At 59.9% G+C, this 14,573-nt stretch carries 10 protein-coding genes and 2 pseudogenes; 4 read left to right on the top strand and 8 right to left on the bottom strand.

The features are described from left to right. Nucleotides 1-31 precede the first annotated feature (31 nt). Nucleotides 32-271: pseudogene (locus RS887_RS14195) on the top strand (YebG family protein); the annotation flags it as partial. 188 nt (nucleotides 272-459) lie between these two features. Here the strand turns inward: RS887_RS14195 and RS887_RS14190 are convergent. Then, on the bottom strand, nucleotides 460-1,479 hold the full coding sequence (locus tag RS887_RS14190) for a Glu/Leu/Phe/Val dehydrogenase family protein (RefSeq protein WP_008021449.1): 1,020 nt from the start codon (nucleotides 1,477-1,479) through the stop codon (nucleotides 460-462). 181 nt (nucleotides 1,480-1,660) lie between these two features. Between RS887_RS14190 and RS887_RS14185 the strand changes: the two genes are divergently transcribed. Then, nucleotides 1,661-2,464: a SirB1 family protein gene (locus RS887_RS14185; RefSeq protein WP_322615846.1), complete on the top strand. Its 804-nt coding sequence runs from the start codon at nucleotides 1,661-1,663 to the stop codon at nucleotides 2,462-2,464. Nucleotides 2,465-2,611: 147 nt separating this feature from the next. Here RS887_RS14185 and maiA read toward each other — a convergent pair whose 3' ends face one another. The 3 genes from maiA to hmgA are packed head-to-tail and all read right to left on the bottom strand — an operon-like array spanning nucleotide 2,612 to nucleotide 5,872. Then, nucleotides 2,612-3,247 carry a maleylacetoacetate isomerase gene (maiA, locus tag RS887_RS14180; RefSeq protein ID WP_322615845.1) on the bottom strand — a complete coding sequence of 212 codons (636 nt, stop codon included), beginning with the start codon at nucleotides 3,245-3,247 and terminating at the stop codon, nucleotides 2,612-2,614. 12 nt (nucleotides 3,248-3,259) lie between these two features. Next, complete coding sequence (gene fahA / locus RS887_RS14175) at nucleotides 3,260-4,564, bottom strand: fumarylacetoacetase (protein WP_322615844.1); 1,305 nt, start codon at nucleotides 4,562-4,564, stop codon at nucleotides 3,260-3,262. Nucleotides 4,565-4,567: 3 nt separating this feature from the next. After that, nucleotides 4,568-5,872: a homogentisate 1,2-dioxygenase gene (gene hmgA, locus RS887_RS14170; RefSeq protein WP_322615843.1), complete on the bottom strand. Its 1,305-nt coding sequence runs from the start codon at nucleotides 5,870-5,872 to the stop codon at nucleotides 4,568-4,570. Between the two features lie 161 nt (nucleotides 5,873-6,033). On the opposite strand from hmgA, the gene RS887_RS14165 reads away from it, so the two are divergent. Then, entirely contained in the window at nucleotides 6,034-6,831 is a 798-nt protein-coding gene (locus tag RS887_RS14165) for an IclR family transcriptional regulator (RefSeq protein ID WP_322615842.1), read from the top strand. Between the two features lie 56 nt (nucleotides 6,832-6,887). Here the strand turns inward: RS887_RS14165 and RS887_RS14160 are convergent, their stop codons facing one another. The 4 genes and pseudogenes from RS887_RS14160 to RS887_RS14145 all read right to left on the bottom strand — a co-directional run bounded on the left by RS887_RS14160 (nucleotide 6,888) and on the right by RS887_RS14145 (nucleotide 13,195). Then, nucleotides 6,888-7,199 carry a hypothetical protein gene (locus RS887_RS14160; protein WP_322615841.1) on the bottom strand — a complete coding sequence of 104 codons (312 nt, stop codon included), beginning with the start codon at nucleotides 7,197-7,199 and terminating at the stop codon, nucleotides 6,888-6,890. Between the two features lie 127 nt (nucleotides 7,200-7,326). Then, on the bottom strand, nucleotides 7,327-9,870 hold the full coding sequence (locus RS887_RS14155) for a LuxR C-terminal-related transcriptional regulator (protein WP_322615840.1): 2,544 nt from the start codon (nucleotides 9,868-9,870) through the stop codon (nucleotides 7,327-7,329). A 141-nt stretch (nucleotides 9,871-10,011) separates the two neighbouring features. Next, nucleotides 10,012-11,378, bottom strand: a pseudogene (locus RS887_RS14150) (DUF1329 domain-containing protein). Between the two features lie 23 nt (nucleotides 11,379-11,401). Next, complete coding sequence (locus RS887_RS14145; RefSeq protein ID WP_322615839.1) at nucleotides 11,402-13,195, bottom strand: DUF1302 domain-containing protein; 1,794 nt, start codon at nucleotides 13,193-13,195, stop codon at nucleotides 11,402-11,404. A 574-nt stretch (nucleotides 13,196-13,769) separates the two neighbouring features. Here RS887_RS14145 and RS887_RS14140 point away from each other — a divergent pair. Next, nucleotides 13,770-14,540, top strand: a complete 771-nt coding sequence (locus tag RS887_RS14140) for an N-acetylmuramoyl-L-alanine amidase (RefSeq protein WP_322615838.1) — start codon at nucleotides 13,770-13,772, stop codon at nucleotides 14,538-14,540. The last annotated feature ends 33 nt before the right edge of the window (nucleotides 14,541-14,573 follow it).

Raw genomic sequence — 14,573 nt, 5'->3', positions numbered from 1 at the left:
ACAACCAATGTGAAGGCATGTGAGGTGGTGAATGGCCGTCGAAGTGGTATACCGCAGCAGCCGAGATCTGGAGCGCTTGTTCATGGATAAAGCCGAAGCTGACCGTCATGACAAAATGCTTGAACTGGCCGAATTGCTGGCTGAAGTGTTGCAAAAAGCCGTTCCGTCCCTGACCGAGCAGCAAGTGGAAGAAGCCGGGATCTACATGGCGAAGAATCGCGATGTGTTCGCCAAGGCGTTCAAGAGCCAGCCGGACGCCCTGTCCGAACTGCTCAGCGCACCGGTCGAAGTTGCAGAACCTGTTGCAGCGGCCGAGGTCGTTGAAGCCGCTGAGCCGGTCACCCCGGCCAAGCCTGCCAAGGCCCCAAAAGCCGCCAAGTAAGCAAAGCCAAAATTGAACAGGCCCTGAGTCGAATGGCGCAGGGCCTTTTTCATGCCTGTGGAAAACTCATGCCCCATTCAGCGGTACAGCACTTTCTCCGCCAATTCATCTGCCACCCGGGCGGGGGAGCGTTTTTCCGCCTGGGCGTGGGCGAAGACTTCGGTGAGTCGCGAACTGATTTTCGACAGGTGTGCGGTGATGGTTCCCAGCTCTTCGCCCCGATGTTTGAGCGAAACATAGATCAAACCGCCGGCATTGATCACGTAGTCCGGTGCATACAGGATGCCCCGCCGTTCCAGCTGATCGGCGACGTCCAGATGGGTCAGTTGGTTGTTCGCCGAACCGGCCACTGCCGAGCAGCGCAGTTGCGTCACGCTGTGGCTGTTGAGCACCCCGCCCAAACCGCACGGCGCAAGAATATCGCAAGGCGTACTGAGCAGTGCGTCGTTGGCGATGGGGTGAGCCCCGAGTTGCTCCATCGCCAGTTGCACCTTGCCGTGATCGATATCGCTGACCAGCAGTTCGGCCCCGGCGGCATGCAACTGTTCGGCCAGGGCATAACCGACGTTGCCCAGGCCTTGAATGGCGACGCGCAGGCCTTCGAGATTATCGCTGCCCAGTCGCGCCATCGCCGTGGCGCGAATGCCGGTGAATACGCCCATCGCCGCGTGTGGCGCAGGGTCACCCGCCGCGGTGGTGCTGGTGACGTGTTGGGTTTGCTGGGCGATGCAATCCATGTCCGCCACTGAGGTTCCACTGTCGATGGCCGTGATGTAGCGCCCGTCAAGCTGATTGATACAGCGCCCGAAGGCTTCGAACAGCGCGGCGCGGTTGGCCACGTGAACCGGGCGTATGATCACCCCCACGCCACCGCCCTGGGCCAGGCCGGCCAGTGCCGCCTTGTAACTCATGCCTTGGGCAAGGCGCACCGCATCCTCGACCGCAGACTCGTCGCTGGGATAGGCAAGGTAACGACAGCCGCCCAGGGCAGGCCCCAGGCGACTGTTATGAATGGCAATGACCGCCTTCAACCCGGTGGCCGGGTCGACGCTCAGATGCAGCGATTCAAGGCGAGTGCTTTGCATGAGAGCGAACATCGTAGGGCTCCCGAATCACTTCTTGTAGTCGCCAGTATAGGCTTGCGCCCAAAAATTGCAGAAGCGCACCGGAATAAGCACGGCCACAATGCAGGCTTTCGGTAATAACCCGTGATCGCCTGTTTGCGGCACTGGACGAATGCCGGAGAGGGGCTAAAACGAGGCATTGCCCGGAGATTTGATGACCCCGCGCCAATCGTTCTTCGCCTGTCTGCAACGTTCACCGCCCGCGCTGTTCGAGGCGGCACTGTGGATTGCGGCCGAGCACGACAGCGAGGTGGAGCCACAAGCACTGCTGGCCGATTTCCAGGCGTTGCAACAACGGGTCAGCGGCGGCTTGCCGATGCTGCCAGTCAGTGAACTGGCCCAGCCGCTGTTGCGGCGCATGAACGACCTTGGCTTCGCCCAAGACGACTTCACACCCTTGCGCCCGCAAGTGGCACTGATGGACAAAGTACTGGAACTTCGACGAGGGCAACCCTTGACGCTGGGGCTGATTGCGCTGGAGTTGGCCAGGGGCCTGGAGATTCCCATGGTCGGGGTCAACTTCCCTGGGCATTTCCTGCTGCGGGTGCCGGGTGCCGATCATTTGCTCGATCCCTGCGGCGGCCGTCGCCTTTATCCCAATGATTGTCGGGAGTTGTTGCACCGCCAGTACGGCCCGAACATCAAGCTCAGCGCCGAGCACCTGGAAACCGCCGATCCGGCGCAGATGCTGCAACGGCTGTCGCGCAACCTGCGCCAGTTGTACCTGTCCCACGACGATGTCATCAGTGCCTTGATCGACGCCGATCGCGTCCTGGAACTGGGCAACGCCAGTGCCACCGACTACCTGGCCCGGGCCAGCCTGTACCAGCGGCTGGACTGTCCGAACGCCGAGCGTTTTGACCTGGAGCACGCACTGCTGCTCAGCGACGACCCGATCCAGCGAATTCGCCTCACGGAACGACTGGGGCATCTGCCGCCGAACGCCATCGTTCACTGATCACCAAAACCTGTGGGAGCGGGCTTGCTCCGGGCGGCGATCCGACGAAAGCGGTGTGTCAGCCACACAATTGTTGACTGACACGCCCTCTTCGCGAGCAAGTCGGACCGCCGCACCGCCGCTCCCACATTGGGACGGTGTGAGGCCTCAAGGCGTGTCTGGCTGATTCGCCGGATGCGCCTTGATGAACGCCGGGTGCGTCGCCGCCAACGCCGCCACTCGCCGGATGCGCGGATAAGCCTCAAGTGAAACATTGAAACGCTCGGCCGCGTACAGCTGCGGGATCAAATAGACGTCCGCCAACCCGGGCTCGGGGCCGAAGCAGTAACCGTCATCACCGATCAACTGCTCTACCGTGGCCAACCCCTGGCCGATCCAGTGGCCGATCCACTCCACCACCTGCGGTTCGTCGTAGCCCGATTGGCGCAGCCGGTTGAGCACGCTGACGTTGTGCAGCGGGTGCACATCGCAGCCGATCACTGCCGCCACGCCGCGCACATGAGCGCGGGCAGCCAGGTCCCGGGACAGCAATGGCACCTGTGGATAACGTTCCTCCAGGTATTCGATGATCGCGGGAGACTGGATCAGCAATTCGCCTTTATCGGTGCGCAAGGCCGGCACGCGGCCCTGTGGGTTGATGCCCAGATAAGGCGGCTGCCGGTGCTCGCCGCCCTGCGGTGCGATCAGGTTGACTGGCAAGGACTGATAATCCAGGCCCTTGAGCGCCAACGCGATCCGCACCCGGTACGAAGACGTCGAACGGTAGTAGGTATAGAGTTCCATGCCCCACTCCTCTCAGCGTGCCGGCAGCACTTTGCCACGGCATTCGCCGAAGCCGATGGATGCGAAACCATCGCGGATGCATCGTCCGCGCAGGATGATTTCGTCACCGTCTTCAAGGAATTTACGCACCTCGCCCGATGCCAGTTCGATCGGTTTTTTACCGCCCTCGGTAATTTCCAGCAGGCTGCCGAACTGACCGTTCTCAGGACCTGACAACGTGCCCGAGCCGAACAGATCACCGGCCTGCAACTGGCAACCATTGACGCTGTGGTGCGCGACCATTTGCGCCACGGTCCAGTACATGTGCCGGGTGTTGCTCAGGGTCAGGCGATGGGCCGGCAGGTTCTGCTCGCGCATGGCCTCGGTGAGCAACAGGACTTCCAGTTCGATGTCGAACGCGCCAGCGGCCTGATCGCGCTTGTCGAGCAGGTATGGCAGCGGCTGCGGATCACCTTGCGGACGCGCAGGCTGGGCACGACGGAACGGCTCCAGCGCTTCGGCGGTGACCACCCACGGCGAGATGCTGGTGATGAAGCTTTTCGACAGGAACGGCCCCAGCGGCTGGTATTCCCAGGCCTGGATGTCCCGTGCCGACCAGTCGTTGAGCAGGCAGAAACCGGCGATGTGATCGGCAGCGTCGCCAATGGCAATCGAGTCGCCCATGTCGTTGCCCTGGCCGATCCAGATACCCAGTTCCAGTTCGTAGTCCAGGCGCGCGCAAGGGCCAAAGGTCGGCTCGGTTTGACCGGCTGGCAAGGTCTGGCCTTTCGGGCGGCGAACGTCGGTACCGGATGGGCGAATCGTCGACGCACGACCGTGGTAGCCGATTGGCACGTACTTGTAGTTCGGCAGCAACGGGTTGTCCGGTCGGAACAGTTTGCCGACGTTCTGCGCGTGCTCGATACCGACATAGAAGTCGGTGTAGTCGTTGATTTTCGCCGGCAGGTGCATCTCGCAATCCACCGCCAGCGGCAGCAGTTTTGCGCCTTGGGCTTCGATCTTGCCGTGCAGGGTGCTGCCCTCGGCGAACAGTTCCAGCAAACGCTCGCGCAACGCGACGCGAGCCTCGCGGCCCAGTTCGAAGAAGGCATTCAACTGGCCGCCACAGGTGGCCTCGACGGCAGCCTTCGCGGCGCCATCGAACAACTCGGCCTCCAGGGCTGCTTGCAGATCAAAGATATGTTCGCCAATGGCCACGCCACTACGCGGTGCCGAACCGTGGAGGCTGAACACGCCCAGCGGCAGGTTTTGCAGTGGGAAATCAGCATGGCCGTTGGCGGATGTAACCCAGCTGCGAGTGATGGAAGTCTGCGTCATGGGTTATCTCCGGGTCGGGTCGAAAGTGGCGGGCAGCGTAGCCCAGCAGGCATCGTAAGTGTTTTGCAATTGCGGGCAATCGAGAGCGAAACGGCTTGGTCGCAGCACCTGGCTGGTCTCGAACATGAACGCCATGGTGTTGTCGATTTTCGCCGGGGCCAGCTCGGCATTGATTGCCCTGGTGCAGGTTTCGCCGTCCGGGCCATGGGCGCTCATGCAACTGTGCAAGGACGCACCGCCCGGCACGAAACCTTCGGCCTTGGCGTCGTATTCGCCTTGGATCAAGCCCATGAATTCATTCATCAGGTTGCGATGAAACCATGGTGGACGGAAGGTTTTCTCGGCCACCATCCAGCGCGGCGGGAAGATCACGAAGTCGAGGTTGGCCAGACCGTGGACGCTGGTTGGCGAGGTCAACACGGTGAAGATCGACGGATCGGGGTGATCGAAACTGACAGTGCCGATGGTGTTGAAACGGCGCAGGTCATATTTATACGGCACGTTATTACCGTGCCAGGCAACCACGTTGAGCGGCGAATGATTGAGCTCGCACGCCCACAACTGGCCGAGGAATTTCTGCACCAGCGTGGTGGGTTGCTGCAGGTTTTCGTAAGCCGCCACCGGGGTCAGGAAGTCCCGCGGATTGGCCAGGCCATTGCTGCCAATCGGCCCCAGGTCCGGCAGACGCAGCGGCGCGCCATGGTTTTCGGCAACGTAACCGCGGGCTTGCGGGTCGAGCAGTTCGATGCGGAATTTCAGGCCGCGTGGCAGTACGGCAATTTCCAGCGGTTCCAGTTCAAGCACGCCGAGTTCGGTGGCAATGCGCAGGCGCCCCCGTTCAGGCACCAGCAACATTTCGCCGTCGGCATTGAAGAACACACGCTCCATGGAACGGTTGGCGCGGTAGTTGTAGATGCTGATCCCGGCCGGTTTTTCTGCGCCCGAGTTAGCGGCCATGCTCACCAGACCGTCGATGAAATCGGTCGGCTCGGCGGGAATGTCCAACGGGTTCCAGCGCAGGCGGTTGGGGGTCACGTCCCCCAGCGGGCCGCCGGCCAGTTGCCGCTCGAGCTTGACGAACGCCGGATGATTGGCCGACGGCTGAATGCGGTACATCCAGGTGCGACGCGCCTCGCTACGCGGCATGGTGAACGCCGTGCCGGAGAACAGTTCGGTGTAGAGGCCGTACGGGGCTTTTTGCGGGGAGTTCTGGCCGACGGGCAGCGCGCCGGGCAGCGCTTCGCTGCTGAATTCGTTGCCGAAGCCTGACAGGTAAGCCAGCGCTGGCATCGTTGAATCGGGGTTCATGGAGCCTCCTGAACAGGGAGTCGGCAATGCCGGTCACTTTGAGGAGAGTGAGTGGCCTGCCTGGGTTATTTTTATCGTAATTCAATTACGCATAACGTAATTTGATTGGTATTGACCGTCAAGCTATAAAGACGCCCATTCGTCCCGGGATCCCAGCCACCATGGAAAAAACCAGCGACAACAACGGTAAACAGAAAGTCCGCTCGGCCGAGGTTGGCACCGACATCCTCAAGGCTCTGGCCGAGTTGTCGCCCTCGACTTCTCTGTCGCGCCTGGCCGAACATGTGCAGATGCCGGCGAGCAAGGTTCACCGCTATTTGCAGGCCTTGATCGCCAGCGGCTTTGCCGAACAGAACGCTGCCACCAACCATTACGGCCTGGGCCGTGAAGCCTTGCGCGTGGGGTTGGCGGCACTCAACAGTATGGACGTGCTGAAAGTCGCCGCCCTGCCACTCGCCGAATTGCGCGATGACTTGAACGAAACCTGCTTTCTGGCGGTATGGGGCAATCAGGGCGCGACCGTGGTGCATATCGAGCCGGCGGTGCGCGCGGTGACGGTGGTGACACAATTGGGCTCGGTGCTGCCATTGCTCAGTTCTTCGACAGGACTGGTATTTGGCGCCTACCTGCCAAAACGCGAAACCGAGGAACTGCGCGTGCAGGAGTTGCAGTCCCATGCAGACCACGCACTGACAGACGATCGGGCCTATGCAGCCCAGTGCGAACAAATCCGTTCCCGCGGTTTGCACCATGTGCATGGTTTGCTGATGCCAGGGGTTGATGCCTTGTCGGCACCGGTGTTCAACGCGGTGGGGAAAGTAGCGGCCGTGATGACTGTGGTGGGGCCGACATCGTTGTTCCATGCCGATGAAAACGGTCCGGCGGCGCAGCGTCTGTTATCCGCCAGCCATGCGGTCAGTTGGCGCATGGGTTTTGAATCCGCCGCACCCACAACTTGATTGCGGCAGCTGTGCCAACTAACGGTTTGGCACAGCTACTTTTACAGAAACACTAATCAGCTCAGGAAATCCCGTGCAATTGCTGCACCCATCTCATTGAGCTCATCTAGTCTCACACCCTCGAAACGATATTGTGAGTCAAACGTGTACGGTTGGGAAAAGATCCCCAGATTCTCACTGGAGAACGTTGGAACTTCACCACCCTGCAACTTAAGGAAAAATGCCGACACCAGTGACTCAGAGTAAATAACCGTCGGGTCGTCAGCCGAGGCAACTGCATTAATATATACCTTTTCGACATCAATCCCGCGACCACCAAGCCTTGCGTGCAACTTCGCCCGCATCAACTCCATTGTCAGCTGCTCCATGCTTTGAAACTCCATAATTAATAATTAATAGCGCCTTAACGCCAAGACAAACATTACCTTGACCTGGCGCTATCGAACATTTTAATCACCCTCCTGAGCAATGCACGCAATCGAGTATTTGCAATTATTACACTTGTGTAATAACCCCCAACTTCTTTGCCACGGCCACTGCTTGAGTACGACGTTCGACACCCAACTTGCTGTGTATTCTTCGCGCGTGGGTTTTAACCGTATGCAATGAAATGAATAGTTGCTCGGCAATTTGCTGATTGGAACTGCCTTGGGCAATAAGACCCAGCACTTCAATCTCCCGGGCACTCAGCGGGCTGACATCAGCGAACATGCCCGTCACCGACTCTTCCCCGCGCAAACGGCTGAGCAAGTTCGGCAGGCGCAGCCCCAGTTCACGCAACGCCTGTTGCCCATTACAGCGTTTCACCAGCGCCAGGCCCGCCTCCAAAGCCGCCTTGGCCAGCTTGGGCTCAGCGGTCAGATCCGCCACTTCGCTGATCGCTAAATGCAATTCCGTTTCCAGCGCCAGCATGGCGTGTCTTTGCGCGTGATCGAGCAACGCCTGCAACCGATCCAGCGGCTTTTGCGTCTGTTGCAAATGCGTCTGCGCCAACACTAATTGGTACTCGATACGGGCAATCAGCTGAAACGTGGCCGGTGGCGCCTGGCGCGCACGAGGCCCGCGATAGTGACGCAAGACGCGGGTCAGCGCCTCACAGGCCAATTCCGGTCGCCCTTGTTGCAGCCAGAAATGGCTGCTGATCTGCAGCAACACACTACGATAAACCGTATCGGGAATCTGCCGCTGCTGCATCAGGCGCTCGGCTTCGCGCAGACGATCAAACGCGTGGGCGTAATCGCGCTGATTGGCGGCTATCTGCGCGTGCCCAAGAAAGCCATACAGCACGTGCTTGTCCTGGCTTTGCAGGCAGTCCTCGAGGCCGGACTGGAAGAAACCGGCGGCCAACTCATCTTGTCCCTGCCAGAGGGCCAGCCGCCCTCGCCGCAGGGCGATTCGTCCCAATAACGGCGTCGGTCGATCAGCCTGTCGGGACAACAGTGCAAAGACATCTGCCAACATGCTCTCGGCGCGCCGGGACGCTCCGCGCAGCTCCAGCAACTGTGCGTGATCGAGTTCAAGCAGCCCTTCGAACAACAGCGAGCCCTGGGCGCGAGCCAGACACAACGCCTCACGATTGAGCGCCTGCGCCGCATCGAGTTCGGCATTGAGCAACGCCTGCTGGGTCAGACCCGACAGGCACAACAATCGCGCCGGCCAGGCATCGACGCTCAACTCGCCCAGCGCATCGAGAAAGTGCGCGCGGGCCGCCTCCATACGGCCTTGCAAATGCAGCAACCAGCCCTGTTGCGCCTGCCAGCGTGCCAGTAGTTGTCGCTGCAAGGACGCCGTCGGCTGTGGGGTGAACCGCGCCAACTGCCCAATGCACGCAGCCGCCTGCTCGAAGCGCCCGGCAAACAGCAACGCGGCCGTAATCAACCCCACCCGTTGCGGTGTCCCCAGGGTCAATTGCTCACCCAGGCGCTCATGCAGCTTGAGTAACAAGTTGACATTCTGACGCTTGAACAAATGCTCAAAACTGAAGTGCTGCAACAGGCTGACAGCGACTTCGTATTCTTGAGCCAGCAGCGCCTGCTCGAATGCGCCTTGCCAGTCCTCTTCTGCGCTGAACCATTGGCATGCGCGGCGATGCCAGGATCGCGCGGCCGGGGTTGGCTCTTCACGCATCACCCGGGCCAGTGGCTCGAAGATCCGCAACCACTCGACGGAGTCTTCCCAGGGTTCAATGAAGCAGCCCATTTCCTGCAACGCGTGCATCCACTGCGCGCCCTCCCCCGTACCGAAAAGATGCTCGCACAAGCTGGCGTTGAAGCGTGGCAGATGAACCAATACCAGCCAGACCTCAACCAACTCCGAGGGCAAGGTGTTGAACAACTCGTGTTGCAGATAATCGAGCAATGTTGCCGAACGCCCCTGCTCACCCGACCACGGGCAACCATTGAGTAACGCGATCCGCACGCCAGCGCACCAGCCACCGCTGCGCTCAACCACCCTTTTGGCGGTTTGTGCCGCCAGGGTCGGCTCGACATGACTGAGCAATTGCCCGACCTCGGCCTCGGTAAACGCCAGCGTCCGGCCGTCACACTCGTACAACTCATCATCGAGCAGCAGCCGCGGCCAGTTACAGGAAGGTCGTCGACGGGCGCTCAGCCACCAGGTAACCGTCGGGCTGGCGACAGCCAACAGGCGATCGAGCATCCGGTCGAGTTCCGGGTTGGGTGCGCGACAGAAATCGTCGAGAAACAGCCAGGTTGGCGTCTGTAATCGGGCCAGATGCGCCAGCAGCCCCGGCTCATCCGCCGAGGGCAGATCCAGCGCTTGCGTCAGGCGCAACAGAAAATCCGCCCCTCTCAACGACTGCCCCGCCAGCGGCAGCCAACAGACCCGACAGTGCTCCGGCGCTCGCAACAGGCATTCGCTGAGCAACGCGCTCTTGCCACTACCGGCCGGTGCACAAAGCAACTTCACCCGCGCAGCCGAGACCAGCATGGGCTCAATCAGCCGCTCGCGGGACAGATGATGGGACGACAGTCGGGGCAGGAAGCCAGGGCGGTCCAGACAGTGCGTCATTGCAGTCATTGTGGTGCGCCTTTTTTATAATTCTGGCGCCACCCTAGACCCCTCCCGAGCGCTTGTTGAAGAAGTATTCAACACACTGATCGCCCCCTATAAAAAAGGTGACCATGAGGTCACCCTTTTGTGCAGGAGGATGTAGGAAACCTACCTTACCCCCGTGCTACGCAAGGCCGCCGGTGTGTAGTCCCCCGCCTTTGCATCGATGTTGAATTCGAAACTGCGCTTCTCTTCGTTCTTCATTCCCAGGGCGATATAGCGACCGGCAATCAAGTCATACAGCGCTTCGACGGTGTAGGCCGGCACCTGGTGATCGTAGTAGAACTGGGCATGCCCCTCGGCGACGCGCCAGAGCTGGCCACGCCCGTCGTAGTGGTCGGCCAGCGCCACTTGCCAGCTGTCTTCATCGATGTACATGTGGCGCTTGGCGTACACGTGCCGCTCATTCGGCTTGACCGTGGCGACGATTTCCCAGACCCGGTGCAACTCATAGCGAGTCAGGTCCTGATTGATGTGCCCGGCCTTGATCACATCGGTGTACTTGAGGTCTGGCGAGTCGAGTTTGTAGCTGTTGTAGGGGATGTACATCTCCTTCTTGCCGACCAGTTTCCAGTCATAGCGATCCGGCGCACCGGAAAACATGTCGAAATTGTCGGTGGTGCGCAGGCCGTCGGATGAGGTGCCAACACCGTCATAGGCTACCTGCGGCGCACGCCGTACCCGGCGCTGGCCAGCGTTGTAGATCCAGGCCTTGCGCGGTTCCCTGACCTGGTCGAGGGTCTCGTGAACCAGCAACACATTGCCCGCCAGCCGCGCCGGTGCGGTCACTTCCTGCTTGAAGTAGTTGAGGACGTTATCGTCGCTGCCCGGTTTCAGATCGCTGAGCAACGACGGCACGGCGACCTCGTCCTTGAAGCGGATCACCGTGAAATCGCCATTGGACTGCGGTGTTGCCTGGGTGATGGTGCGCCGCAGATTGCCGCCGTGGTAACGGGTCACGTGGTTCCAGATCACTTCCACGCCATTCTTCGGAATCGGGAATGCGTAGTAGCGATTACCGGTGAAATTGGCCAGACCGTTACCGTCGTTGATCGGTGTTACGTTCAGCGCACTGCGCTTGGCCGACTCATAGATTTCAGCCGGTAATGCCACGGTACGGTGGCTCGGGTAGACCGGATCCTGTAGGTCTCGGGGTAGCGCTTGAACATCGCGATCTGGCCGTCGGAGAGTTTGTCCTTGTACTTGTCGACGGTCGCCGCGGTGATCACGAACAACGGTTTTTCGCTGGCGAACGGGTCAGCCAGGAACCCCTTGCTGTCCACCGCGCCCGCGTTTTTCGGGATGCCGCCGGTCCAGGCCGGAATCGAGCCATCGGCATTGCCGGCCTTCTCCGCACCGAGCGGCGTAAGGCTGGTGCCGAGTTTGTTGGCTTCTTCAGGCGACACCGCGGCCATCACGTTGGCGGCCAGCAACCCGAGGGTCAGCGCGCCCAGTTGCAACATTATCTTGCGCATCGAAATCATCCTTTTCAGCCAGGTCAGAAGTTCACGCCAAAGCTCAACGCCACGAAGTCACGGTCGGTGAGGACGTTGAAGTCCCCGCCGAAAAAGTCGGTGTAACTGAGGCTCGCGGTGTAGGTGTTGCGATAGTCCGCATCGACACCGAGGCTGATGGCCTTGGCGCCTTCGTTGAACAGACCGTTGGGGCCAAAGCCTGCGACGTCGTGGGACCACGAGAGGTTGGGTCTGAAGTTGATCCCGGCGATGAGGTTGTTGTAGTCGAGGATGGCCCGGGCGCGATAACCCCATGAAGTCGAGGTCACGAAGCCGTCGGTATCGCCGCCGAATCCATACTGGCCATACACCGAGTCGCGGCCGTAGCGCAGTTTGGTACGTGCTTCCAGACCACCGACCCGAACCACCGCCGCCTCGCCCACCAGTGTCAGGCGATCTGCACCCGCGACCTGATCGATGAAGTGCGTCAGGGTGCTCTGGATCTGCGTCACCTCCTTGCGGCGGTAGCCTTTGTTGTCGGCCCCCGGTGACGTGGCAATGGGCGATGCTGCTCCGCCCGCGATCGGGTTGAGCAACGCCAGGGTCAGGTCATTGGTGTTGACCTGCACCGGGGCGTTGGGGCGGTAACTGATTTCCCCGTTCCACGCGGTGCCGGTGGATAACGTGGTGGAGAAGCTGGCGCCGTAGAGGCGGATGTCTTCCGGATATTCGAGGTAATACTGGCCGCGACCGAGCATCACACTTTGGGCCAGGCCTGAACCGGTGCCGGGCGCGATGCGGTTGGCGGTAGCAACGATCCCCGGAATGCTCGCCAGTGTACTGAGGCCGGCGGTGGTGGTCCCGACGCTCGGACCGCGGCTGTGGTAGTTCAAGAAATACAGGCCGTATTCGGTGTCATCCCCCAGCCAGCGCAACGCCGTACCCCACTGTCCGGAATCCCGGGCATCGCGGTCGCCGCCACGGGGAACGATCACGCCCTCCTTGCTGACCTCGAAGCCCTGGCCAAAGGCAGCCGCAATCGGCTGCAACGGTGCAATGGCCGGGTTGGCGACGGTGTAGCCCTTGTTGCAGCCGTCCGCCACCACATCGACACCAAAGAAGGTGCCACAGTTATCGACGACCGTCTGGTCCCATTCCAGTTGATAGAAGCCTTCGATGGTCAACTTCTCCGTCAGGCCCTGGGAGGCGAACAGCATATTGACCGGGATCAGGCCCTCCTTGATCTCGGCTCCGGGACGACGGAACGCGGACACGTCGACCGGGTTGATGCTGTTGATCGAGTTACCGATGAAAGTGCTCTCCCCCCAACTGACCACCTGCTTGCCGGCGCGGACCGTACCCGGCAAATCGGCGAGGGAATAGTTATGATAGACGAAAGCGTCGAGGATTTGCCCGCCTGAAGACTTGGCGCCCTCTTTGCGATTGTGATCGCTGATGTCCTTGAATGGTCGGCTTTCATCCTTCAGTTCGAAGTCGTACCAGTACTTGCCACGCACAAACGCACCGGTGTCGCCGTACTTCAGTTCGAGGTCGTGAATACCCTTGAAGATCTTCGAGTAGGTTTCGCCCTTCTTGAAGTTCAATCGCCCGTCGTCACCGGTCGAAGACTGGCCGGAACCGCCGTTGACGATGCCCACCAGGGATTTATCCGCGTCACGCATGCCCCAGCTCGCGCCGACCGACAACGAGGAGTCGAACGTCCCCTCGATTTCCCCGATGTTGAATGAAAGGGCCTGCGCCTGGGCGCAGCAGCCTAATGCCACCGCAGCCGCCAGCGCCTGCGGTGTGAAGATGGCGCGCATTGTTGTTTTTGTCATGCGTCTTCCCCGGTGAGTGACAGAAGGCCTCACCCTACTGCCGGGCACCGGGGTCGATAAGCGCACCAAGGAGGTATTCGTGGTGTACCTCTAAAGGATGACTGGCACGGGGGCATCATCCAGACGACGAGCGCGCGATTGCTGACTGTTGCCCGGGCTGCAACAGTGCATGTCCGGAATTGGTATTTTTCCTGCGACACCAAGGGCTTATTCTTGCCTGGCTGCCACGGTAAACCGCCGCAAGGCACGATGTACCGGCCCGCGCCGTGATGAAAGATTTCAGATGAATCGAAGATTCGGTTCATCGCCCCGTGTTCACTGACGTTGATTTGTAGCTCCTGATCCAACGTCTTACCTTGGCCGCTGCGTTTGCAGCGGCCTTTTTTATGGGCAATGGTTTTTGATGAGTAACGGTTGCCAGTCGGTAACCCTGACCATCCGGACAAAACTTCGCACGCCTACATTTCTTTCAGAAAGCGACTACAAGCATAGGTAACCACCAAAAGCACTCACCCCATTAAGTTGAACAGCAAGTCGGCGAACGACTTCAAACTTACTTATTGCGAGTGCAACCATGAAGCCCATCAACTACAACCAGTATCGTTCGAGCAGAAGCGTTAGCAGTCGAATACGCTTTCTGATTTTTCACTACACGGCCGCTAACTTTTCAAGTTCTGTCAGCGCCCTGACCGGCCCGAATGTCAGCGCGCACTATCTGATTCCGGATATCACCGACCCCAGTTACCTGAGAGCCGGTTATACCGGGCAGGAAGTTTTCAATCTGGTGGATGAAACTTATCGTGCGTGGCACGCGGGCGTCAGTCAGTGGGCTAATCGCAGCAATCTGAATGACACGTCCATCGGTATTGAAATCGTCAACCTGGCGACGGACAACAAAGGCGAATTCACCTTCCCGCCGTATCACCGAGAGCAGATTGCTGCGATTGAACAACTGGCGCTGAACATCCTCAAGCGCTACCCGGATATCACACCACCGCAGGTTTTGGGCCACTCCGATGTTTCGATCGGCCGCAAAAGTGACCCGGGGCCGATGTTCCCCTGGCAGGCGCTGTACTTGAAAGGCGTTGGCGCCTGGTTCGATGAAACCACTCGGGACGAGTATCTGTGCCACTACAACACATCGGGCATCCCAGCCCGAAGCGAATTGCTGGGACTGTTCAAATCCTATGGATACGATGTTTCAGGCGCCTCGACGGAAGAGGGTTTTCAAAGGTTGGTGCGGGCATTCCAGATGCATTTTCGCCCGGAAAACTTCGACGGAAAAATGGACGCACAAACAGCCGCCAATCTGAAGGCCCTGGTAATCAAATACTTTCCAGGCTGATCGCCAGCAAAGGTTTAGCAACCAATAGATGCA

It is taken from the genome of Pseudomonas sp. BIC9C (assembly GCF_034541995.1).
In the GTDB taxonomy this organism is placed as follows: Bacteria; Pseudomonadota; Gammaproteobacteria; order Pseudomonadales; family Pseudomonadaceae; genus Aquipseudomonas; species Aquipseudomonas fluorescens_CC.
Note: the sequence above shows the minus strand (reverse complement) of the source record. Positions and strands in the feature narration are given on the sequence as shown.